Below are 22,309 nucleotides of genomic sequence, written 5' to 3' on the forward strand. Positions count from 1 at the left end.
CGAGCGGTTGGCGCGGTCAGCGCCCAGTTTCGCGCTTGCGTGCCGCCAGCAACTCTTCGGCGACCTTCTTCGCGGCGTTCTCCATGAAGTAGTTCGTCGTCTGAAGGGTCGAAGCCGACGCACCCACCGGCAGCGGCCAGCTGTTGCGGTCGACGCTGACGCGGGCGATCTCGCGGCCGCTGCGGGCGTCGGTGATGACGACCATGGCTTCGAAATGCGTCTGGCCGGCGAAACCGGTCAAGCCACGCGCGACGATATTGCCTTCGTCGTAGCGGGTGATGTCGCCGCTGATGCGCAGCGCGTCGCTGGCGGAAACCTTGCGCGACACCTCGCCGAACTCGCCGGTCTTGGTCAGGGCTTCGGCGATCTTGTCGGCGAAACGCACGCGCGCCTCGGCCAGGCTCTCGTCGTATTCCTGCTGCTTCTTCGCGTCGTCGAACTTCTTGCCGCCGCTGGCGCTGAAATCGATGACCTCGACGCGGCCGTAGTCGGCGAGGCGGGCCGCTTCGCCCGGCGCGCGCTTGAGCCCCGAGACCGAACCGCAGCCGATAAGGAAAACCGCCGCCACAAGCGGCAGCAGACGACGCATACGCATGACCTTCCCCTTTCCGCCCTTGCCCGAGGGTTACCTTACTCCAAACGCCAGGCACCAGCGCGGGCGGCCAGGCGCAACGGAAACGGGAGCGCCCGTTCCCGGACGCTCCCGCCAGGCGCGCGGGCGGGCGGGATTACTTGTTCCCGCCCACGACGTCCTTCTTCGAGCCGATGATGTGGCCATCCTTCGGATCGACCGTCACCTCGACATCGTTGCCGTCGGCATCGTTCGCCTCGGCCTTCCAGACGCCGTCCTCAAGCTCGACGTCGTGGACGTTGCGGAAACCGGCCGCCATCACGTTGGCGATGACGCGTTCCTTGCCGACGTTGGCGACGGCATCGTCCGGATAGATCTTCCGCGTGGCCGCGTCGATGCGCAGTTCGACGTGGTTGCCGTCGGCGCTCTTGCCGTCGGCGGTCCAGGTGCCTTCCTTGAATTCGACGTCGTTGATCTCCGTGTAACCGTTACTGGCCAACAGGGCGCGCACGTCGGCTTCGGTCATGCCGCTGTCGGCTTGCGTGGTCGCCGGCGGCGTCTGTTGCCCGGCCAGGCTCGGCGGCGCCGTCGTGATCGCTAACGCGAGCGCAACGGCCAGCGGAATCGCGTGGTGATGCAGGGTGGTCTTCATGTCTGTTCTCCAACGGTGGAGGCGCGCCGGGCATCGCCCGGCGCGGTTCGGCTCAACGGCGCAAGGCTTCGCCCGAGTACCTGCCGGCCGGCGGCGGCACGGCATTGGCCTGCGGATACGCCGGCAAGGGCCTGGTCACCGCCTGGCGCGTGACGGGCGGAACGGATTCGGGATAGCGGTTCCAACCCGATCCGGCCGGGAAGTAGTCGCTGGCCTTGGAAGGAAGGGGGGCGCGTGTCTTGCGGCCGGAACCGCGCTTGAACTTCATGCTCATGGACATCTCCTTTTTCTTCGCGCCGAGGATCTCGTCGCAAATCAAAGATGGCGTCGGCGGCATTAATTCAAACTGAAATCGCGATCGGCGCGTGGCCGGCATTCATGCATGTGATCGGCGTGTGTAGAAGCGCGCGATCGCCTCAGCTCTTCGCCGCCGCGTAGACGCCGTGCAGGGCCGAAGCGACTTCGCGCATGCGGTCGCGCAAGGCGCGTGGTTCCAATACCTCGATGTCGATGCCGGCGGCGAGGAATTGTCCACAGGCATGATCGATCGATTCGATCGGCACGCGCACGCGTTGCCATTCGCCGCCACCGGCCTCCGGCGTCGCCGTGCGCAACGCCGCCTCGTTCACCGCCGCGCTCATCTCGCCGAGCTTCTTCAGCCCGCGCGCGTTCGCGCGCAGCAATGCCGCATCGCGATAGATCTCGCTTTCGAAGCGACTGGTGGCATCGCGCCAGAATTCGACCAGGCGGAACTTCCGCGGATAGGCGAAGGTGGCTTTCGCCAGTTGCAGTTCGCGGATGTTGGACAGGCGATACGTGCGCGCCTGCTTGCCGTCCGGCGGCAGCGCGACCAGGTACCAGACGCCCGCCTTGAGCACGAGACCGAGCGGCTTGACGGTCCGGTCGCGCAAGCCCGTCCAGCTGTCGTAACGCATGGACAACACGCGTTGGCGCCAGACCGCATGCGCCACCGTCTGCAGGCAGGCGGGTGGCGCCGCGCGTCGATACCAGTCCACCGGATCGATATGCAGCCGCGAACCGACGCGCTCGGCGTCTTCGCGCAAGGCATCGGGCACGGCGGCCAGCAGCTTCAGGCGCGCCGAGGTCGAAGCCGAACCCAGGCCCAGCTCGGTGGCGGCCGAAGGCAGGCCGGCCAGCAACAGCGCCTGCGCCTCGCTTTCGGTCAATCCTGTGAGTTCAGTGCTCCAGCCTTCGCGCAAGCGGAAGCCGCCATCGCGTCCGCGTTCGGCCCAGACCGGCACGCCGGCGATGGAGAGATGGTCGATGTCGCGCAGAACGGTGCGTACCGAAACCTGCAGTTCCGCCGCCAATGCCGGCGCACTCATCCGGCCGCGGGCCTGCAGCAGCATCAGCAGCGATAGGAGTCGTCCGGCGCGCATCGGCGAAGAGTAGCAGCAATACATGACACAGGTTGGCGTGATTGCCTGCCTAAGCTGGTCAGGCGTCCCACACCGGAGTCCGCGCCATGCCCCTGCTATCCCGTCTGTCGCTGCGTCCTTTCTTCCTGTCCCTGTTCGCCCTTGGAGCCCTGATCGCCATGTCCAGCAACGCACCCGCCCATCCCGCCGACCAGCCCGGCGCCCTTCCCACCGATGCCGAAGGCCTCTATTTCCTCGAAGGTCGCTGGCGCATCGATCACCGAATGCTGAAGGACCCGAAAGGCGAGGAGTGGATCGAGTTCAAGGGTCAGGCCCGCTTCTTCACCCTGCTCGACGGCCTGGTCAGCGTCGAGGAACTGCGCGATGCCGAAGGCAAGCCCTTCGGCAGCGCGATGCGCACCTTCGATCGCGAAAAACGCACCTGGTCAGACAGCTGGGTCTCGGCGCGTTTCGGCGTGCTGCAGGAAGCGCAGCACGGACGCTTCGTCGATGGGGTCGGTACCTTCGTTTCGCCGGACAACCTCGACGGCAAGCCCATCCTTGCGCGCGGCGTCTGGAAGCGCGTCTCCAAGGATGTGGTGACCTGGGAACAGGCCATCTCCTTCGACGACGGAAAGAACTGGAAGACGACCTGGTTCATGCGCTTCGAACGCGTGGCCCAGGTGTCGGACGCGACGCACTACGGCGAACGCCTGGTGAGTGCGAGCGCGGCGCAGGAACCGGCGGAATCCCTGGCCTGAACCCATGCGGGCGGCCGTCGCCGGTTCAGCCGGCGGCGGCCAGTCCGGCGCGATAGACGTCCTTTTCTTCCGACAGCGCGGCGTCGGCGCGCAAGTAGACGAATTCGGTCTTCTCGCCCGGCGATTCGGAGACGGCATGCGCGGTCAATACCTGCAGCTCGGTCTCGCGCTCGAACGAAGGGATGCAGGCATGCAGCTGCGCCAGCGCCTCGCCGACGTCGTCGCCGTGCAACACGACGATCAGCTCGGGACTGCCCGTCACGCGATTGACGCTGTCGCCCGAGCCGGGTCGCAACCGCGCCTGCAACTCGTCCTCGAGGCGCTGCAAGGCACGTTCCACCGCGCGTTCGCCGATGCGCTTGGTAGCGCCCGCCCAATCGACGAGTTCGAACAACACGACGGCGAAGCCGGTCGGTACGGCCGGTGCCGGCGCCGTCGCGGCAGACGCCTCGGCCGCCGCCAACACCTCGCCGCGTTCGCCTTCGCGCTGTCGTTGCCCGGTCTCGAACAGGAACATGGTCAGGCGCGCCAGGGCCGCCAGCGCGGTCTTCTGCTTGCCGCTGAGCGAACGCTCCTTGCGATCGATCACGCAGACGGTACCGAACGGCGCGCCGCCCTGGCCGAGCAGGGGCACGCCGGCGTAGAAACGGATACCCATCTCGCCGGTGACGAGCGGGTTTTGCATGAACCGCGGGTCGGCCGTCGCGTCCGGCACTTCCATCAGCTGGTCGGGTTCGGCGATCGCGTGATTGCAGAAGGCCTCGTCGCGGCGCGTGCCGTCGTCGTCCAGGCCGATCTTGGCCTTGAACCACTGGCGGTCTCGGTCGAGCAAGGTCACCAGCGCGATCGGCGTATCGCAGAGCAGGGACGCCAGCCGCACGATATCGTTGTAAGTCTCCTCCGGCAGGCTATCCACCAGCCGATAGGAATCCAGCGTGCGCTGACGCACAGTTTCGTCCATGGTCATCGTCATCGCGCTATCCCTCTCCCGGCAATCACCGTCCGGCAAGATATCCGATCCGGCGTGAACGAAAAACGAAGCCCGACCGTTCTCCCGCCTAGGACTTCGGGGCGTAAACGAAACTGGCGTAGTTCAGGTAGGGTCTGCGTGGCGGTGGCGGCAGATCGCGGCCTTCCATCGCCTTCGTCAGGCAGTCGGTGAAGGCGTCCTGGGGGCGCAGGGTGACCGTGTAGCCCTTGTCCCCGAATTCGAAGAAGCCATGCACGTCCTTCTTGCCGGGGTTCGACTGGTAGCAGGCGATGATGTCCTGGCTGGCGCCGCTCAGCGCCTGGGTTAGGGCGTCGTCGTAGACCTTGCCCTCCCCGCTTTCGATGTTCGCCTTCGACGTGGCCAGCTTCTCCTCGAAGCTCGGCTGGGCACAGCCTGCCGAGACAATCGATACGGCAAGGAAGAGAACGACGGGCAAACGCATCGGAGGCCTCCACGGATTCCCGGCCATCGTGACGGCGACCGCCGAGCAGCGTCAAGCCTCAGCGACGCAGCAATGGATAGGGATTGATCGCCCGGCCCTGCCACCAGAGTTTGTCCGGGCCAAGTTCGAAGATGGCGAAATGCAGATGCGGTGCCGACGGGTCGGCGTTGCCGCTGCTGCCGACGTAAGCGATCACGTCGCCGCGGCGCAACCGTGTGCCCTCGCGCAAACCCTCGGCGTAACGATCGAGATGCGCGTAGTAGTAAGCCACGCGCCGCGAAGGATCGAACTGATAGATCGTCAATCCGCCGCGTTCGCTGCTGAAGAGCTTGACGACTTCGCCGTCGTTCGTCGCGACCACCGGCGTGCCGCTCGGCGCCATCAGGTCGATGGCGTCGTGCGGCCTGCCTTGCGCGCGCGCATCGCTGAAGGTGTCGATCAGCACCGCAGCACTGGTTCCTTGCACCGGAATCAGCAGGTTCGCCAACGCCGGATCGGTCGCGGGCAACGCAGACGCTTCGCTATCGGTTTCGGCCGCCGGTGCGCCGGCGTCGGCGTCGGCGACGCCGAACAGATCCGGCGACAAAGCCGGCGGCGCGAAAACCTCCGGCACCGGCTCTTGAACGGCCGCTTCGGTCGGCTGCACCGGCACCACCTGTGGCGCCGGCGGCGGGTCATCGGCGAAATACTCGAACAGCAGCACCAGCGCCAATGCGCCGGTCACGACACCGAGAAGGAAGGCGGCCCAGGTTCTCATCGCATGCCCTCCTGCCTCATTCCCGCATCGTGACCGGCGTGCCGGCGCGCACCACTTCGGCCACGCTGCGCGCGCTCCAGTTGGTCAGGCGGATGCAACCGTGCGATTCGGTCTTGCCGATCTTCGACGGCTCCGGCGTGCCATGCACGCCGTAATGCTCCTTCGACAGATCGATCCAGACGCTGCCGACCGGATTGTTAGGACCCGGGGCGATCTTGGCTTTCTCGTTCTTCGGATCGGCGTCCCAGAACAGCGCGGGGTTGTAATGAAAGACCGGATCGGTCGCGACGCCCGTCACTTTCCACTCGCCGATCGGCAAGGGATCGTGTTCGCTGCCGGTGGACGCCGGGTAGCGCGCCAGCACCTTGTCTTCGGCGTCGAGCAGTTGCAGGCCGGCATCGGATTTGTCGATGAGGATCCTGGCGACGGGCGCCGACAGGGAGATGCCGACCACGTTCGGCACGAGGATTTGTTCACCGGCCTTGGCGAAATCCGCGCCGGGGTTGAGTCGGCGCAGCAGATCGGGGCTGGCGTGGAACTTCTCGCCCAGCGCCTCGAGCGGCGAGGCATAGCCCAGCGCGGGCAACGTCGATTTTTCCATCATGTCGACCGGGATCTTGGCGAACGGGCCGGCGATGTCCGCCGCGCTGATCTCGTACTGCACCAGCGCTCCGGCAGCGGCCTGCGTATTGAGCGCCTCCCAGGTCGGGGCATCGAGCACGCCGCTGTCGTCGAGGCCTCGCGCGGACTGGAAGGCGGCGACGGCGAGCTTCATGTTGCTGCCGTAACGCCCGTCGATCTCGCCCGGCGAAAAGCTCGCGCGCTCGAGCAGGATCTGCGCGCGCAGCACCGCCGCGCCGGACGCGCCTGCCTGCAGCGGCACGGATGGCGAAACTTCGTTGACGGCGGCGGCATCGATTACCGAATCCAGCGATGCCGCGATCGATGGCATGGCGGCGAACAAGGCCAGACCGATCAGCAACGACCGCGAAGACCGGCCAAGAAACAACGTCCTGTTTTCCATGATGGTCCTCCGATGACGAGGTCATCATAGGAAGCGCAACATGAACGAAGCGGCGGAATGCGTCGACAAACATGAGCGCCGCATGAAGCACATCGACTCAGGGCGTGCGGGAGAATGCCTCGCCCGCAAATACGACATCGGATGCCTGGGCACCGGGCAGCGACTCGGCGATGCGCGCTTCCAGATACGGATAGAAGGGATTGTAGTTCAATCGCATCAGTTGATCCGCGCCGACGACGAGGGCGCCGCGCTCGCCATGCAGGGCGATCGTGCCGAGGTGGATGCCGGAATCGGCGTCGGCGTGCGGCTGCAGTCCATACAAGCTGTCGTGCATCGGGAACGGCAGAGCCACATGCGACAAGGAATACACGCTGCCCGGAAAGGCCAAGCCGAGTCGCCGCACGCGGGCCGCGCTTTCGCCCGCCGCCACGCTGCGCTCGTCCACGTCGAGACTGCCCGGGGTCCGGTTGACGATCCAGGTCAGGCGATACGCGTGCGGACCCTCGCCCGGCAGCGACGCGGCGAATCCGGATGCGGAATGCGAAAGCATCGGCGCCAGCAGGCTGGCGCGATTGATATCGAACAGCACGAGCTCGCTGCCTTTGGCGGGCCAGTGCGCAAACAGTCGATCGACGACGTCGCGCGTGCTGACCGTACTGTCGAGCACCGACTGGAAAGCCAGGATAGGCGGTAGTTTTCCAGCGGCTCCGCTGCCCTGCAGGCGCAGCAGCTGCGCCTGGATCAGCGAAGTCAGCAGGTGCGACTGCACGACGCCGTTGACCGGGAATGAGTTGTACTTGTAGGGATTGAACTCCGGCTGCACTTCCAGCCAGAGCGACTTCTCGAAGTAGGGAATGCTGCCGTACAAGGGCAGCAGGCGCGATACCGCCGCAGTACGGCCGATGCCGATCATCGGCGACAGCAGGACGAGCCGATCGGGCCGCGGCAAGGACGCCTCGTCGGATTCGGCGGCATCCATCGCGTACTGCAGCGCGAGCGCCGCGCCATTGGAGTAGCCGACCACATGGAAAGGCCGGTCCGGTCCGACGCGTGCCCGCAATTCGCGCGCCGCGACCCGTACGACCGCGCGCCAGTCCTGCCATTGCACGCCCAATAATCCGGCGGGCACCGTGCCATGGCCCGGCAGGCGCGGCACGATCACGGCGTAACCCGCCCGCTCGTACAGCGCCGCGATGTGGCGCAGGCTGTAGGGCGAATCGGTCAGTCCGTGCAACAACAGCACGGCGCCTCGCGCCTGTGCCGGGAAGTGCTGCTGCGAGCGATTCCAGTCGCGTCCCCCGGGTTGTGCGCCCAGTCGCAGGGCGGGATCGTAGCGATAGCCGCCTCGCAGATCGGCGCCATGCATGCCCTGCGACAATTCGCGGAACACGGTTTCTTCGGCGCGCAGGTATTGCGACCAGTCGTAAGCTTCGCGCATGTCGCGCGCCACCGCCTCGTTCTGCAGGGGGAGGCGATGCCACCGCCGCAGATCGGGTTGCTTGCGTGATTCGAACGCGAGCGCCAGCAACAGAAGCGCAAGCAGGATGGCGAACCAGACCAGCAGGCGCAGCAGCCGGCCGGAAAGGCGTCGGAGGCGTTCGGTATCCATCGGCCGATGGTATCGGATGCCATCGGGGACGCGGCGATCGACGACGCGGCGCCGAACCGGCGCGGGACGCGGGGCTCAATCGTCGGAACGGATCTCGGCCAGAAGCTGCCGGACGATATCCTGCTGCGCCGGCAGGAACTGCACGCCGGCATAACCCTCGTCGAGGCGCACGACCTGCGCGTCTACGTCGATGGCCTGTTCGCGATCGAGCAGGAAGCACAGGCGCAGCGACGAACCGACCGTCACGTCGTCGCGCACCTCCCATTCCAGCCGCGCGCCGCCTTCGGACAGATCCATCACGGCTGCCAGCGATTCGCGCTCGTTCGGCGAGACCACCGCCGCCAGGGCGACGGTTTCGCGTGCGTGCCGCCGATGATCGGACCGGTTCATTTGTTGATGGTGCGCCCAGTCCCGGCTACCCGCAACAGGCCCCGCGGGCGCATCGGACGCGGGGAGGACCGGCCTTTCCCCGGTTTTCCGCTTCAGGGCACGAGCCCCAGTTCCCGCGCTCGCCGCACGGCGGCCGTGCGGCGATTCTCGCCGAGCTTCTCGAACACGCGCGCGACATGGGTCTTCACCGTATTCGGCGACACGTCCAAGCGCCGGGCGATTTCCTTGTTCGAATAACCGGCCGCCATTTCCTGCAACACGGTCAGTTCGCGTTCGCTCATTCCCAGGGCCGCGCGCGCCTTCGGATTGCCGTCGAACGGCACGGCCGGCGGCGGGCGGAAGATGCGCACGCCCAGCACGATCCCCAGGGCCAGGAAGCCGGCGGCGATCAGCAAGACATAGATCTCGCCCGGATAGACATGCGCCAGGCGGCGGTAGTCCAGCCATTGCAGCGCGATCGCACCGCCGGCCAACCATGCGCCGTAATGGACCGCTCGCTTCCACATGCCCCGCCTCCGCCCGCGCTTCGTCTTCCGCCATCTTATCCGCCGCTGCGGGCCGATACCCGACGGGACAGGCCTCCATAGTGCATCGCTGCGCACGCCGATGGCCGCGCAGGCTGCACGATGCATCGCGCCACCTCCTGCAGCCCGCACGCCCGTGTCGCCGATCGGACTGAAGCTACGGCCGGCACGGTTCTTGCGAAAGCATCGGCAACCGGCCTTGCCGGCCGGCAATGTTCGCGCGCGGAGGAGTCATCCGCGGGCAGGAGGCGGCGAACAGGCGTAAGCATGGAATAAGCGATCGTGTCAGGCATTTTTCGCAACAACGCAAAGTTCTTGGGAAGCGTCGGGGAAGAGCTGCATGGCTCCGGCGGCATGGGAGAAGGGGCGCCGGTGATGAACCGCGGCTTCGATCGCGTCAGGCATGAACAAGTGGTTTCGCGGCTGGTGCGCATGCATTCCGTGGCGGACTGCCTGCCCTACGAAGACATGCTCGACGTCAGCTCGGAGTTCGACCGTTTCGCGCGCAATCATTTCTCCCATTTGAAGGGCCTGGACTGGCACGACGCCTGCCCCGCCTACGCGCTGGGGCTGATGACCTTCGGAACGTACGAGATGCCCGAGGACGCCGACGATCTCCAGGCCTTGTGGAAGGAACTATGCGCTTCCGAGCTTGACTGGTTTCGCGCGCAGATCATCATGCTGGACGTCTGGGCCTGGTTGAATGCCCATCCGAACGATCGCGCGACTGAGCAATGATGCCCCTATGACGGAGAACAGCCCGGACACCGCGACGCCCTGCCCGGCTGCGAAACTGCAGGGGCTGGCACCGATCGTCGACGACGACAGCGAGTGCCTGATCCTCGGCAGCATGCCGGGCAACGAATCCCTGCGTCTGGGCCGCTACTACGCGCATCCCCGCAACGGTTTCTGGCCGATCCTCGGCAAGATATACGGCTTCGCCGCGGACGGGCCGTACCCGCATCTCGTCGATGCCTTGCGACTGCATCGCATCGCGGTCTGGGACGTGGTCGGGCGTTGCCAGCGCGACGGCAGCCTCGACAGTGCGATCGATGTCGGCAGCCTCGAGACCAACGACCTGCCGGGGCTGCTGCGCGCGCATCCGCGTATTCGCCACGTCTATTTCAACGGCAGTTTCGCCGAGAAGGTCTACCGCCTGCGCATCGGCTTCGAAGCGACCGACGATCCACCGAGCTTCCAGCGACTGCCATCCACCAGCCCCGCCTATGCCTCGGTGCCGCTGGAGAGCAAGCGCCGCGTCTGGGCTTCGGCTCTGCTCGCGCATCGGCCAGCGATGGCGACGACATGATCGGCCCCGCCGACCCGCCGCTGCCGTCAGACGCGAGCGACCGTTCCCGGCAGGCGCGGCTGCGCATGCTGCTGTTCGATTCGGAAGGCATGGATCGCGTGGTCCAGGACGAGGCGGATCTCACGACTCTGGCCCTGGAGGAACACCGGCTGCTGTGGATAGACTTGCAAGGCGACGACGATGCGCTGCTGGACCGCATCGCTGTCGCACTGGGCATCCCGGCGGCGGCGTCCGCAGCGATGCGCTCGCGCGAGACCTCGCCTTCGCTGCACAACTGCGGCGGTTTCTTCTGGGCGCGGACGGTCGCGGTCGACGATGGCGACGGCATCAGATTCCAGGGCAGCGTGCTGACGGTCCTCGCCGGCGAGAACCTGGTCATCTCGCTGCATCGCAATGCCATCCCGTTCATCGATGCCATCACGACGCGCGAGGCCGGCGAAACCGCGCTCGGCCGCCTGACCTCGTCCAGCTTCATGGCTTCGCTGCTCGACTGGCAGCTATCGACGTATTTCGAGGCCGCATCGCGTTTCGACCTGGCCGTCGATCGACTGGAAAACGCGATCCTGGCCGATCGCGACGGCGACAGCATGGCCGAGCTGCGCGAACTGCGCGCCGGCGCCTCGCGCTTGCGACGCATGCTGGCGCCGCACCGCGTCGTCTTCGGCGGAATGGCGCGGCCGGACTTCCGGCCGCAGGAAAGCGGCGCCGCCAACCGGCATTTCGTCGCACTGGACGAACGCTTCGAGCGCGCGATGGACATCGTCGAGAACGCCCGCGAGCTGGTCACCGGGAGCTTCGGCCTGTTCAGCAGCCGGATGTCCCTGCGCACGAACCAGCAGATGCAGGTGCTGACCTTCGCGACCGTCGTCATCGGCGTGCTGGCGGTATTGGCGGGCGTACTCGGCATGAACTTCGATGCGCCCTTCTTCCGTTCGGCCGGCACCGGATTCTGGACGGCGGTGTCGTGCATGGCCCTGCTGACCATCGGCTCGGCCTGGCTCGGTCGCCGCCGCCGCTGGTTCTGATTCAATCCCGCCCCGCAGATCGCTCGCTTCGCTCCGGGGCCGACCGGACCCTGCGGCATGCGCATTGCAGGCCGAAGCGACCGAACGGTTCGATTCGCACGATGCTGATGACGCCGGCAGCGCGACACGCCGGCATTCGATCGCTGGCACGCCTCGTGCTGCGCAGGATTGCCGCACGTCGCGGCTCGTCCCGACACCATCCACGGAGCCACCATGGCAAGGTCGCATGCAAATTCGAAACAGATCGCTGAGCTTCTGTACCAGGCATTGGAAACCGAACTCGGCGGCGTGCTGATCTACCAGACGGCGATCCGCTGCGCCGTCAACGACGACCTGCGCAAGGAATGGCAGGAATACCTCGAACAGACCAAGCGCCATGTCCAGGTCGTCGAGCGCGTGATGGAGACGCTGGGCCTGGACAGCACCGTCATGACGCCGGGCCGTCAGGTGGTGCAGAACATCGGTACGTCGCTGGTACAGGCGATGAAGATGGCGATCGCCAACGGCGACGCGCCTGCCGCCGAACTCGTCGCCACCGAATGCGTCTGCCTGGCCGAAACGAAGGACCATGCGAACTGGGAACTGATCGGGCACATCGCCAGGCAAAGCGCCAGCCCGGAAGCGAAGGTGTTGCTGGCGGCCTACGAATCGGTCGAGCAGGACGAAGACCATCACCTGTATCACACGAAGGGCTGGTCGCGAGAGCTGTGGATCGACTATCTCGGTTTCCCCGCCGTGCTGCCGCCACCGGAAGAGATCAGGCATGTCGAAACGGCGATCGGCGCTTCGCGCGCGGAACAGTCGCGCCAAAAGATGCTCTGACCCCCAACGCCAAGGAGCCGGCCATGTCGCTTTCGCTACTTCTCCTGATCGTCCTGGTGATCCTGTTGCTGGGTTCCATTCCGGCCTGGCCGCACAGCCGCAATTGGGGCTATGCGCCCAGCGGCGGCCTGGGCGCGGTGCTGGTGATCGTGATCGTGCTACTGCTGTTGGGGCGACTCTGATCCGGTTCCGGCGCGGGAAGTAAGCGGCATCGCCCGGACTCCGCGCCGCTGCGCGCTTGAAGTATGCTGGCGCGCAGTTCCCGCGCGGAAACCCTCGTGCTGATCGTTCCCTTGCATCGCCCGCTGACGCGGGCGAACTTTCCCTTCATCACCGCGCTGCTGATCCTGGTCAACGTGCTGGTCTATTTCGGCTGGCAGACGCGCGATGCGCGCGTGCTGGAAGGCGCGGCGCAGTACTACGAGCAGGCCGGCATCGCGCGCTACGAAGCGCCGGCCTACGAACGCTGGCTGGCCGAACGTGGCCAAGCCTTGCCGGACCTCGACGAAGAATCCGGCGCCATGCCACCGATCCACCAACTGATTTCGGCGATCCAGAACGACCAGGAATTCCTCGCCGAACTGCGCGCCGATCGGGTCATCACGCCGGAACAAGGCGAGTTCGCAGTGTGGCGGCCGCTGCGCGAGGAATTCGACCGCCGCTGGAACTCCACGTTCACCGAGCGCCACATGATGCTCTTCTCCGAATGGAGCCCGGTGCGCGCGTTCACCGCGATGTTCCTGCATGGCGATGCGGGCCATCTGTTCGGCAACATGGTTTTTCTCGCCTTCCTCGGCCTGCTGGTGGAAGGCGCGCTGGGTGGCGGCCGCTTCTTGCTGCTGTATCTGCTGGGCGGCCTTGGCGGCCAGCTCGTCAGCCTAGCCTGGCGTTGGGGCGAAACCGGCGGCGGTCTCGGCGCTTCCGGCGCGATCGCCGGCCTGATGGGTGCGTACTGCGTGCTCTGGGGCATGCGTAAGGTGCGAGTTTTCTACTGGTTTTTCGTCGTCTTCGACTACGTGCGCGTGCCGGCGCTGGCCTTGCTGCCGCTATGGCTTGGCTGGGAGGTGCTGAACCTGACGCTGACCCAGGACTCGCGCGTGGCTTTCGATGTGCATGCCGGCGGCATCGTCAGCGGCGCATTGCTCGGGCTGGCCGCCGTGCGGCTGGGTTGGCGCCGCGAAGCGTTCCTGCAGGACGAACCGGTGCGCGACGATGGCGAGGCCGATTTCCACCGGGCGATGTTGCATCTTGGCAAACTCGAGACCGGCCCGGCGCGGGAACTGTTGCGGCCGCTGATCAAACGGGCGGCGCCGCCGCTGCCGCGCCTGCTCGCCTGGTATCGCTGCTGTCGCTACCAGCCGGGACGACCGGAACTGGCCGATGCGGCCGCGCGCGTGTTGCGGCACCGCGATGGCGGCGCCAGCGAGCGTCAACAGATGCGCGAAACGCTGGGCGACTGGCTCGGCCTGGAATCGCGTTTGCCGATACCGGAAAGCGAACTGCTGGACCTCGCCAGGCGCTGGCTGGACATCGGCGCGCTGGACGATGCCGAGTCCCTGCTGCAAACGCTGCACGATGAAGACAGCGCGTCGCCCGCCTTGGCCGATGCCTGGCTGCAGTTGGTGCGCGATGCCCTGCAGGGCAAGGATCGCGCTCGCGCAGAACGCGCGGCGCAGAACCTCAGCCTGCGTTTTCCGGGCAGCGCACAAACCGGCAAGGCGGAATTCCTGCGCCAGGCCGGCTGAGGCGTCGGCACGCACACCCTTAGCCGCGCGAAGAGCCCGCCAGCGATTCGAGGAAACTCCGGTACGTCTCCATCTCGGAACGCAGCGGATGACCGATGAACGCATCGCGCGTTTCGGCCAGCAGCGTCAGCGCGTCCCGATCGCGGCCGAGCTTGTCGGCGAGCAGGCGCGCTTCGAGCAAAGCATTCGGCGCGACATCGGCGTGACGCGGATAGCGGCGATGGAAACCGCCCACCAGCTGCAAGGCCAGTTGCGACTGGCCGAGTTGCACGGCTTTCTGCGCCAGCACGTTCACCTGCTCGGGCTGCGCGAGCACGAAGCCGGGGTCGCCGGCCAGGCTGTCGCGAGCGATGTCGAGCGCGATCTTTTCCTGCTGTTGCGCCAGCAGGATGGCGATGTAGTCGCGCCCATGCGCGCTCAGTTTCGCCGCATCGCCGCGCAACTTGAGCAGCCTGCGGTACTGCAGGTGCACGGCCGGCGTGCCGCCGCGCTGCCGGATCTGCGCACCCAGCAGGTCCTCCGCCTGCTGCGTCTGGCCTTCGCGCACGAGGCTCTCGGCCTGGTCGAGCAAGGCCTGGTCCGGATCGGAAGACAGGCTGCGCCGCGCGGCGGGCGCTTCGATCTCGTGGCCGAGTTCCTCGTGGTACTGGTAGATCAGATAGCCCATCAGGTGGAAGGTCACCAGGGCGGCGTACTGCGCGATGAAATAGAACACCAGCACGTTGAGCACCGGCGGCAGCTTCTCGACCACGACCTGGGCATTGGCTTCGCTGAAACTGATCACCAGGCAAAGGCCGGCGACGGCGAGATAGGGCCAGCCGATGCGCGTGGCGATGGCGACCCACGTCAACGGATTGATGGCCTTGAGGAAGTCCTCGTCCATCGCCAGCGACATCGTCGCGCCGGGCAGGGCGATGCTGAGCACGATCGCGACCAATGTTCCTCCGGCTACGCCGAACGCCAGGAACCCGATCGCGGCGAACACCACGAACACGAACTGCAGCATCACCTGTAACCAGCCGGAGTCTTCGCCTTCCCAGCTCACTTCGGGTGCGCTCATGCGCCCGTCGGCGGTGCGCCGCAATACCGTGACCGCGTACTTGTAGAAGGCGAACCAGATCAACAGGTTCAACAACCACCCGAAAGGCGCGTAGTGCACGAGGCGCGCGATCGTCAACGAAACCAGGGTGACCAGCGCCGCACCCTGCAGGGGATACAACGAGATCTCGCGCAGGCGATGCCAGAAAGGAACGATCGGGGCTTGTGGGTTCATGCGTTTACTTCCACCTAGCGCCAGGAATGTTCGTCGTCATCGTCTTCATCATCGGGACCGGCCGGATCGGCGATCAGATGGATGTGCTCCAACCTTCTCGCGTTGTTCACTGTCAGATCGCCGTCGCCCAGCCTGAGCTCGGCTTTGCCGATGGTGCTGGGGCGATGGAGGTTGACGTCGGCGCCGCCGGACAAGACCTGCAGTTCGCCTATCCTGCCCTTCCTGACCGTGAAATTCCCGTGCGGCCTCGTCTTGCAATCGCAGGGCACGCCGCCATCGTGGAAAACCAGCTTGTCGACGTCGCCGGACCAATGCACGTAGCCGCTGGCCCCGATGATGGCGCGCTCGATCGGCGCCTCGGCCTCGAAACCGGCGCCCTCAACCACGAAAGTGTCGATCGTCGGCGGTATGGCGATTCCGAGGTTCATCGAGCTACCGGACTTCGCGCGGATCATCAGTCGTTCGCCCACGCGTTCGACCGATACGTCATTGCCTTCCGCGACGCGATAGGTGTACGACGGCACGCGGCGCGCCGAAATTTCGATGGAAACATCGGCATCGCCGCGCACCTCCAGTATGTGCACGCCCTTCACATCCAGCGCCACGGTCTTGCTGGCAGGGTCGGCGTACTTTGCCGTCGCGACAGTAGCGAGAAGCAGAGCCAGCGAGGTGCCGGCCAGCCAGGGAGCGAGTTTCATCAGGCGATCTCCCGTTCTTTCAGCGCCCGGTAGGCGCCGAACCAGAGCAGGGCCGGCAGGACGAACCACAGGATGGGATAGAGCCTGCTCGGCAAGTCGCCCAACGCACGCCGCGATTCCCAATAACCCAGGAAAGCGTCCGGCTCGCTATCGAACACCGTGCCGACCAGGATCAGCAGCAGGAGCAGGACGAAGCCCGCCACGAACGTCTTCAGCAACGGGAGCCGGTGCAGGTAGATCGACCCGAACAGGCCGAAGCCCTGCAGGAAGAGCAGCATCAGCCAGACCGTGAGGAATTCGCACCAGGAATCGAACGTCGTCACCGGATCGAACAGCAGGTAGTTTTCCGGCCTGAGCCCGAAGGTCAAGGACTGGTTGGCGGCATTCGGTCCCAGCTCCGCCAGTGCGACCTGCGCCTGCGACTTGGCGATAAGCCAGGCGGGAATATCGCAGATATAGAAAGCCAGCAGGCTCACCAGGGGAAAACCGACAATCACGATCATCGTCGACAGCAGCCACTTCTCGAACGTCGAGGCCGGCCGCATCAGCATGAGCAGGGCCGAGTCGCGGCGGCCCAGGGCACCGAACTGGCGCGCCGCGAAAATCGGCCCCAGCACGAATAGCCCGGTGAAATAGGTCGCGGCTTGGCCAGCGGTCGTGAACGTCGTGAATCCCTGCTTTCCACTGAGCGCGATCATGACGAAGATGAAATGCAGCGCGATCGCCACGCCGAAGAACGAGGCATAGGATTTCCAGTTCTCGGCCCAATGCGCCTTCGCCAGTCGGGCGAACCGTCGCAGATCAAACATGCGCTGCCTCCTGGCGGCGGGCGTCCAGCGCGGCGATGACGTCGCTCTTGGCCAGACTGAGCGCCCTGTACAGAAGCTCCAGATGCACGGCGCCGGGCTGACCACTGCGATTCACGGCGACGTAGGCGATCTGCTCGCCCACCGCCTCGGAATGGATCAGGCCTTCGACAGCCGCCAGTTCCTGCACGTCGCGGGCCACGCCCATGCGCAGATGGCGCGCCAGCTCCGTCATCGGCGCCGACAGGGCCAGGGAAGCGCCGTCGATGAACAGGATATGGCTCATGATGCGCTCGAGGTCGTGCGCCTGGTGCGTACTGATCAGCACGATTCGCCGTCGCTGTTCCTCGCGCGCCATGATGGCCTTGAACTGGTCGCGGCCGATGATGTCGAGCCCGTTGGTCGGTTCGTCCAGCAACAACACCGGCGTGAACGTCGCCAGCGCGAATGCCATCGCCGCTTTCTTCTTCTGGCCGAGACTCATTTCCCCGAAACCCTGCTCGGCGGGCACCTCGAAGATGCGCAGGTACTCGTCGAAAGCCGCGCGCGAGAAGTTCGGATAGAACTCCGACTGCGTTTCCGCCAATCGTGCCGGCTTCAGGTCCGGCAGATGGAATTCCTCCGGAACGATGTACACGCTGGCGAGGAAATCCGGATGCCGCTGCGCCGGCGAATGCCCCTGCAGCGCGATCTTCCCGCCGCGGGGAAACAACAGGCCGGCCAACAGCATCAGCAAGGTGGATTTGCCGCTGCCGTTGCGACCGAATAGTCCGTATACGCCCGGCTCGGACAATTCGAGGCTGAAATCCTTGTAGAGCTGCGTCTTCCGGTAGCCGAAGGACAGGTTCCGTATCGAGATCAAGACGCCTCCGGACAGGCCGGCGACGCCGGTTGCCGGGATTCTAGCGGGATTCGCCCGAGGCCTGACATGGATTTTCAGTCCAGGCCGCCGCTGCCGTAGACCTGCTGGCGGAAAAACCCGTCCAGATCCTGGCCGCTGGATCGCTGCATCGCCCGCTGGAAATCGGCCGTCTCCACGCTGCGGCCGCGGTGTTCGCGCGTATAGTCGCGGATGCCTTTCCAGAACTTCTCCTCGCCGAGGCGTTCGCGAAGCAGATGCAGCACGTAGGCGCCGCGCTGGTAAACGACGGCGCGATCGTCGCCGCTGGGCTTCCATTGTTGATAGACCAGGGCGTGGTTCTTGCCTTCCGCCACCAGTCGCGCCGTGCGCTCGCGCCAGCGCGCCACCGACTTCAGGTATTCGTCCTTGCCGAAACGGTGCTCGAGATACGCTGCCGCCATGAAGGTGGCGAATCCTTCATTGAGCCAGAAATGCCCCCAGTCGCGGCAGGTCGTGCCGATGCCCCACCACTGGTGCGCCGCTTCGTGCGCGATGAGGCCTTCGTTCTTCGCATCCTCCAGCACTTCCTGTCCGTAGGCTTCCGACAGCAGCGAGAACCCGGCGAGTTCCTGGCCAACCGTTTTCACGACCAGGGCCTGGTCGTAACGCCCTTCGTAACGAACACCGGCGCGCTCGCCGAAGAACGCCAGCATGTCGCCGGTATCGGCGAATACGCGACGCAGTGATTCGGGCGGCGGGTCGCGCGCAAGCATGCGCAATGCCACACCATGGGCACGCGTATCGGCCGCGGCGAACTCGCCGGCCGCGAAACCATAGACGAAGCTCGGCACCGGCACCTTCTGCTGCCACTGGAACAGGCGCTGTTTCGCATCGATGCGTTCGACCTTCGCCTTGCCATGCCCGATGGCGTCGAACGAAGCCGGCAGGGCGACGGAAAGAGCGAAACTCGCACGTTCGTCCGGCGCGTCGATCGCGACCATCCACTGGCTGGTCGAGAAGATCGTATAGATCTGCTTCTCTTCCGGATGGAATTCGAGGCCGTAAGTAGGCGCGCCGCGGTAGGCCAGCGAAATCTCCAGCGTCTTGCCGGCGGGCGATCCTTCCGGCAGTGCGAGCTTCAGTTGCTTGCCCTCTTTCGAGAACGCCAGCTCCCGTCCCTCGTACTGCACGGAGTCGATGTCCAGAGCGCCGGCATCGAACGCCAGCTCGCGCTGGCCCGCCCTCGTCAGCGCCAGCCGGATGGTTTCGCGACCGCGCAAGGTTTTCGCATCGAGATCCGGATCGAGCCGGACGCCGTAATGCAACACATCGAACCCGCGTGCGACCGCCGGATCCGCCGCCTCTGCGAACGGACTGCCGAGGCCGCAGACGGCCAGCACGAGGAACCAGCGGAAGCGATGCGTCATCGGTCGGGCCGAGAGGGATTCGCCGCGATCATACCTGCGCCTTTCCGGCGACACGCCCTTCCCGACTGTCTGCGTTCAGGCTTTCGCGTCGAGGAAGACGATCGCGGCGAAGGCAGCGCTGCACAACAGATAAGCGGCGACATTGGTCTTCCACCCGATGCGCAGATGCAGGCTCGCGGCCCAGGTCAGGACGAACAGGAAGGTCACCACCAGGCCGGGCAGCACCCACATGTTCCAACCCAGGGCCAGGCTCATGCGCGCCTCGTCGTTGGGGTGCATCAGGCTCACGAAGGCCGCCGCGAAACGCATGAACCAGGCGACGAACAGCAACGCGTAAGCGGTCGGCTGGTTCGAGCGTCGCGTCCACCAGAAGGCGAGCAGGCCCTGGATCACCGTGACCAGGGGGCCGGCGCCGGAGACGAGGAAGGCATCGCGTTCCGACAGGAATCCACCGCGCGGCGATGCGCCGTTCAAGCTCATCGCCATGTCGTAGCCGAGCGCGGTGCCCGCCAGCCAATGCGCCAGCTCGTGCGCGAGGAAGGTCAACACCACCACGACCAGCAGGGCGAGATAGAAATCCCAGGAGATGCGGGCACGTTTCATCGAGCTCGTTCCATCGGGTGCGGGTTCCGCAGCGAATCTCCGATATTCGATCACGAATACCGGGCCGCGAAGTGCCTTTCGTCACAGTTTCGCACAGCGGTCCCTCGCCAGCCGCTCAGTCTGGCTTACGCGGTCGCGGGCTCCAGCCCCGGCGGCCACTGCACGAACTGCGGCAAGGCGTCGGTTATTTCGTGCCAGCAGGCGCGCGATCCGACGAAGATGTGCTCGCGCGGTCGCACGCCGGGCTCATCGTCCAGCGAAGCCAGCACGACCTCGCCGATATGGCCGTTGTGCGTGGCCGCGATCGGCGTGCCGCACTCGCCGCAGAACAGGCGCTGACGATCCGGCGAAGACGAATAGGCACGCAGGTATTCTTCGCCCGCGATCCATTGGAACTGATCGGTGCGCACCATCGTCCAGGTCGCGAAGGCCGCGCCATGCGCCTTGCGACAGATGGAACAATGACAGTGCCCCGCCATCTTCAACGGACCGGCGATCCGGTAGCGCACGGCCCCGCACAAGCAACTTCCGCTCAACATCATGCTGCGTGTCTCCGTTGTACGACCCACCGCCCTTCCCCGGGCGCAGCCGGCGGGATCGAGTCGGGTGTACGGAAAGCGACACGCATGCCGGCCAACTTCCGGACGGTCCTTGCGCAATCACGGCGAATGCTTGCGAATGGTTATCGCCCGCGAATTTCAGGGCATGACCAATGGCATAGCGCCAAGAACGACGCGTCGCGCGGCATACGGCTGTCGCCATGCGGACCCGTTGCCTGCGTCTCGACCCTACGCATTGGTATGCTTGGCCGAATCCTTCGTTTCTCGGACCAGGACCCCGCCTTGAACGCCAGCCCGCTGATCGATCGCCGCAACCTCGATTTCATGCTGTACGAACTGCTCGGCGTGGATCGCCTGACGCGTTACCCGCGTTTCGCCGATCACGGGCGCGAAACTTTCGATGCCGCGATCGAGCTGGCGCACCAGATCGCCGTGGCCAAGTTCTATCCGCACAACCGCAAGGGCGACCTCAACGAACCGAAGATGGTCGACGGCAAGGTCGAGCTGATCCCGGAGATCGCCGAAGCGATGGATGCCTTCAACGAAGCCGGCTTCGCCGCATTGCTGGCCGATGCCAGCGACGGTGGCATGCAGCTGCCCTTCGTCATCGCCTCCACCTGCGATTGCATGTTCTCGGCCGCGAACCCCGGCACCGTCGCCTATCCCGCGCTGGCGCGCGCCGCCGCGAACCTGCTCGCGGTGTACGGCACGGAGGAACAGCAGCGGCTTTACATGAAGCCGATCCACGAAGGCCGCTACTACGGCACGATGTGCCTGTCCGAGCCGCAGGCGGGGTCTTCGCTGGCCGACATCACCACGCAGGCCGCGCCGCAGGCGGACGGCAGCTATCGCCTGACCGGCGCGAAGATGTGGATCTCGGCCGGCGACCACGAGCTCGGCGACAACATCGTGCACCTCGTGCTGGCGCGCATCGCCGGCGCGCCGGCGGGCGTGAAAGGCATCAGCCTGTTCATCGTGCCGCGCTGGCGGGTCAACGCCGACGGCACGCGTGCGGCGCGCAACGACGTCAAGCTCGCCGGCGTGAACCACAAGATGGGACAGCGCGGCAGCGTCAACACCTTCCTGAAATTCGGCGAAGCCGGCGATTGCCATGGCTATCTGGTCGGCGAAGCGAACCAGGGCCTGGCCTACATGTTCCACATGATGAACGAGGAACGCATCGGCGTCGGCATGGGCGCCATCCTGCAGGGTCAGGTCGGTTACCTGCATTCGCTGCAATACGCGCGCGAGCGTCGCCAGGGCCGGCATGCCGACCAGAAGGATCCGTCTTCCGCGCCGATCGCACTGATCGAACACGCCGATGTGCGCCGCATGCTGCTGTCGCAGAAGAGCTGGGTCGAGGGCGCGCTGGCGCTGGGCTTCTACGCCTCGCAACTGGTCGACTTCGCCCACGACGAAGACCCGGCGGTACGCCGCGACAGCGCCCTGCTGCTCGAAGTGCTGACGCCCATCGTCAAGGCCTGGGGTTCGGAGTATTCGCTGAAGGCGAACGACCTGGCGATCCAGATCCTCGGCGGCTACGGCTACACGCGCGAATATCCGGTCGAACAGTGCTATCGCGACAACCGCATCAACCCGATCCACGAAGGCACGAACGGCATCCAGGCCCTGGACCTGCTCGGCCGCAAGGCGATGATGCAGAACGGCGGCGCGCTGCGCCTGCTGTTGCAGCGCATCGCCGCCGGTTGTCAGGACGCGTCGGCCCTTCCGGAACTGCAGCCGTTGGCCCTGCAGTTGCTCGCTGGCGTAAAGCTGGCCGAGGAAGCGACGCAGGCCGTCGCGAAGCGCCTGCTATCGGGCGAAGTGCGACTCGCGCTCGCCAACGCGCAGCACTACATGACCCTGCTCGGCCATCTCAGCATCGGCTGGATGTGGCTGCAGTCGGCCGTCATCGCGCAGCGCGCACTGCCGAGCGCCAATTCCGTCGATACCGACTTCTATCGCGGCAAGCTGCAGGCCTGCCGTTTCTTCTTCGCCAGCGAACTGCCGCAGATCGAGCTGGCGGCGAAACTCGTGCGCGAGGCGGAAGACAGCGCCTATGCGATGGACGAAGCCTGGTTTTAGTCGCTAGCGACGGCA

At 65.8% G+C, this 22,309-nt stretch carries 26 protein-coding genes; 8 read left to right on the forward strand and 18 right to left on the reverse strand.

Annotated features, from left to right (window positions below; genetic code table 11):
* Positions 1–16: 16 nt before the first annotated feature.
* The 4 genes from QM707_RS10090 to QM707_RS10105 all read right to left on the reverse strand — a co-directional run bounded on the left by QM707_RS10090 (position 17) and on the right by QM707_RS10105 (position 2,647).
* Positions 17–595 carry a DUF4410 domain-containing protein gene (locus QM707_RS10090; protein ID WP_415001717.1) on the reverse strand — a complete coding sequence of 193 codons (579 nt, stop codon included), beginning with the start codon at positions 593–595 and terminating at the stop codon, positions 17–19.
* Positions 596–728: 133 nt separating this feature from the next.
* On the reverse strand, positions 729–1,223 hold the full coding sequence (locus QM707_RS10095; protein ID WP_415001718.1) for a PepSY domain-containing protein: 495 nt from the start codon (positions 1,221–1,223) through the stop codon (positions 729–731).
* A 52-nt stretch (positions 1,224–1,275) separates the two neighbouring features.
* Positions 1,276–1,497: a hypothetical protein gene (locus tag QM707_RS10100; RefSeq protein ID WP_415001719.1), complete on the reverse strand. Its 222-nt coding sequence runs from the start codon at positions 1,495–1,497 to the stop codon at positions 1,276–1,278.
* A 142-nt stretch (positions 1,498–1,639) separates the two neighbouring features.
* Positions 1,640–2,647, reverse strand: a complete 1,008-nt coding sequence (locus QM707_RS10105) for a helix-turn-helix transcriptional regulator (protein WP_415001720.1) — start codon at positions 2,645–2,647, stop codon at positions 1,640–1,642.
* A gap of 62 nt (positions 2,648–2,709) precedes the next feature.
* Between QM707_RS10105 and QM707_RS10110 the strand changes: the two genes are divergently transcribed.
* Positions 2,710–3,363: a hypothetical protein gene (locus tag QM707_RS10110; RefSeq protein WP_415001721.1), complete on the forward strand. Its 654-nt coding sequence runs from the start codon at positions 2,710–2,712 to the stop codon at positions 3,361–3,363.
* A gap of 25 nt (positions 3,364–3,388) precedes the next feature.
* Here QM707_RS10110 and QM707_RS10115 read toward each other — a convergent pair whose 3' ends face one another.
* The 7 genes from QM707_RS10115 to QM707_RS10145 all read right to left on the reverse strand — a co-directional run bounded on the left by QM707_RS10115 (position 3,389) and on the right by QM707_RS10145 (position 9,082).
* Positions 3,389–4,336 (reverse strand): GAF domain-containing protein, encoded by a 948-nt coding sequence (locus QM707_RS10115; RefSeq protein ID WP_415001722.1) that lies wholly within the window; start codon positions 4,334–4,336, stop codon positions 3,389–3,391.
* A gap of 85 nt (positions 4,337–4,421) precedes the next feature.
* Positions 4,422–4,796 (reverse strand): hypothetical protein, encoded by a 375-nt coding sequence (locus tag QM707_RS10120; RefSeq protein ID WP_415001723.1) that lies wholly within the window; start codon positions 4,794–4,796, stop codon positions 4,422–4,424.
* 58 nt (positions 4,797–4,854) lie between these two features.
* A complete protein-coding gene (locus QM707_RS10125; RefSeq protein WP_415001724.1) occupies positions 4,855–5,553 on the reverse strand; it encodes a M23 family metallopeptidase in 699 nt (232 codons plus the stop codon).
* Positions 5,554–5,569: 16 nt separating this feature from the next.
* A complete protein-coding gene (locus QM707_RS10130) occupies positions 5,570–6,577 on the reverse strand; it encodes a L,D-transpeptidase family protein (protein WP_415001725.1) in 1,008 nt (335 codons plus the stop codon).
* Positions 6,578–6,674: 97 nt separating this feature from the next.
* Positions 6,675–8,186, reverse strand: a complete 1,512-nt coding sequence (locus QM707_RS10135; protein ID WP_415001726.1) for an alpha/beta hydrolase — start codon at positions 8,184–8,186, stop codon at positions 6,675–6,677.
* 75 nt (positions 8,187–8,261) lie between these two features.
* On the reverse strand, positions 8,262–8,576 hold the full coding sequence (locus QM707_RS10140; RefSeq protein ID WP_415001727.1) for a PilZ domain-containing protein: 315 nt from the start codon (positions 8,574–8,576) through the stop codon (positions 8,262–8,264).
* A gap of 92 nt (positions 8,577–8,668) precedes the next feature.
* A complete protein-coding gene (locus QM707_RS10145) occupies positions 8,669–9,082 on the reverse strand; it encodes a helix-turn-helix transcriptional regulator (RefSeq protein WP_415001728.1) in 414 nt (137 codons plus the stop codon).
* 393 nt (positions 9,083–9,475) lie between these two features.
* On the opposite strand from QM707_RS10145, the gene QM707_RS10150 reads away from it, so the two are divergent.
* The 6 genes from QM707_RS10150 to QM707_RS10175 all read left to right on the forward strand — a co-directional run bounded on the left by QM707_RS10150 (position 9,476) and on the right by QM707_RS10175 (position 14,001).
* Positions 9,476–9,838 (forward strand): hypothetical protein, encoded by a 363-nt coding sequence (locus QM707_RS10150; RefSeq protein ID WP_415001729.1) that lies wholly within the window; start codon positions 9,476–9,478, stop codon positions 9,836–9,838.
* 7 nt (positions 9,839–9,845) lie between these two features.
* Complete coding sequence (locus QM707_RS10155; protein WP_415001730.1) at positions 9,846–10,409, forward strand: DNA-deoxyinosine glycosylase; 564 nt, start codon at positions 9,846–9,848, stop codon at positions 10,407–10,409.
* Positions 10,406–11,434 (forward strand): magnesium transporter CorA family protein, encoded by a 1,029-nt coding sequence (locus tag QM707_RS10160; protein WP_415001731.1) that lies wholly within the window; start codon positions 10,406–10,408, stop codon positions 11,432–11,434. The genes QM707_RS10155 and QM707_RS10160 overlap by 4 nt, the downstream gene beginning before the upstream one ends.
* Positions 11,435–11,647: 213 nt before the next feature.
* Positions 11,648–12,256, forward strand: coding sequence for a hypothetical protein (locus tag QM707_RS10165; protein ID WP_415001732.1), 609 nt, complete (start codon positions 11,648–11,650; stop codon positions 12,254–12,256).
* Between the two features lie 23 nt (positions 12,257–12,279).
* Positions 12,280–12,438, forward strand: a complete 159-nt coding sequence (locus tag QM707_RS10170; RefSeq protein WP_415001733.1) for a DUF3309 family protein — start codon at positions 12,280–12,282, stop codon at positions 12,436–12,438.
* A 96-nt stretch (positions 12,439–12,534) separates the two neighbouring features.
* On the forward strand, positions 12,535–14,001 hold the full coding sequence (locus QM707_RS10175; RefSeq protein WP_415001734.1) for a rhomboid family intramembrane serine protease: 1,467 nt from the start codon (positions 12,535–12,537) through the stop codon (positions 13,999–14,001).
* Positions 14,002–14,020: 19 nt separating this feature from the next.
* On the opposite strand, the gene QM707_RS10180 is transcribed toward QM707_RS10175, so the two are convergent.
* The 7 genes from QM707_RS10180 to QM707_RS10210 form a co-directional block, all read right to left on the reverse strand.
* Positions 14,021–15,274, reverse strand: a complete 1,254-nt coding sequence (locus QM707_RS10180; protein ID WP_415001735.1) for a hypothetical protein — start codon at positions 15,272–15,274, stop codon at positions 14,021–14,023.
* A gap of 14 nt (positions 15,275–15,288) precedes the next feature.
* Positions 15,289–15,972, reverse strand: coding sequence for a hypothetical protein (locus tag QM707_RS10185; protein ID WP_415001736.1), 684 nt, complete (start codon positions 15,970–15,972; stop codon positions 15,289–15,291).
* Positions 15,972–16,781, reverse strand: a complete 810-nt coding sequence (locus tag QM707_RS10190) for a hypothetical protein (protein WP_415001737.1) — start codon at positions 16,779–16,781, stop codon at positions 15,972–15,974. Before QM707_RS10190 ends, QM707_RS10185 begins: the two co-directional genes overlap by 1 nt.
* Positions 16,774–17,640, reverse strand: a complete 867-nt coding sequence (locus QM707_RS10195; RefSeq protein WP_415001738.1) for an ATP-binding cassette domain-containing protein — start codon at positions 17,638–17,640, stop codon at positions 16,774–16,776. The genes QM707_RS10190 and QM707_RS10195 overlap by 8 nt, the downstream gene beginning before the upstream one ends.
* A gap of 74 nt (positions 17,641–17,714) precedes the next feature.
* Positions 17,715–19,046, reverse strand: a complete 1,332-nt coding sequence (locus QM707_RS10200) for a M1 family aminopeptidase (protein ID WP_415001739.1) — start codon at positions 19,044–19,046, stop codon at positions 17,715–17,717.
* A 75-nt stretch (positions 19,047–19,121) separates the two neighbouring features.
* A complete protein-coding gene (locus tag QM707_RS10205; RefSeq protein ID WP_415001740.1) occupies positions 19,122–19,649 on the reverse strand; it encodes a hypothetical protein in 528 nt (175 codons plus the stop codon).
* A 125-nt stretch (positions 19,650–19,774) separates the two neighbouring features.
* The gene (locus QM707_RS10210; RefSeq protein ID WP_415001741.1) at positions 19,775–20,191 is read right to left on the reverse strand and encodes a GFA family protein; all 417 of its coding nucleotides are present in this window, start codon (positions 20,189–20,191) and stop codon (positions 19,775–19,777) included.
* Positions 20,192–20,491: 300 nt separating this feature from the next.
* Here QM707_RS10210 and QM707_RS10215 point away from each other — a divergent pair, with 300 nt between their 5' ends.
* On the forward strand, positions 20,492–22,294 hold the full coding sequence (locus QM707_RS10215) for an acyl-CoA dehydrogenase (protein WP_415001742.1): 1,803 nt from the start codon (positions 20,492–20,494) through the stop codon (positions 22,292–22,294).
* Positions 22,295–22,309: the final 15 nt, after the last annotated feature.

This window comes from Arenimonas sp. (assembly GCF_047602345.1).
GTDB lineage: Bacteria > Pseudomonadota > Gammaproteobacteria > Xanthomonadales > Xanthomonadaceae > Arenimonas.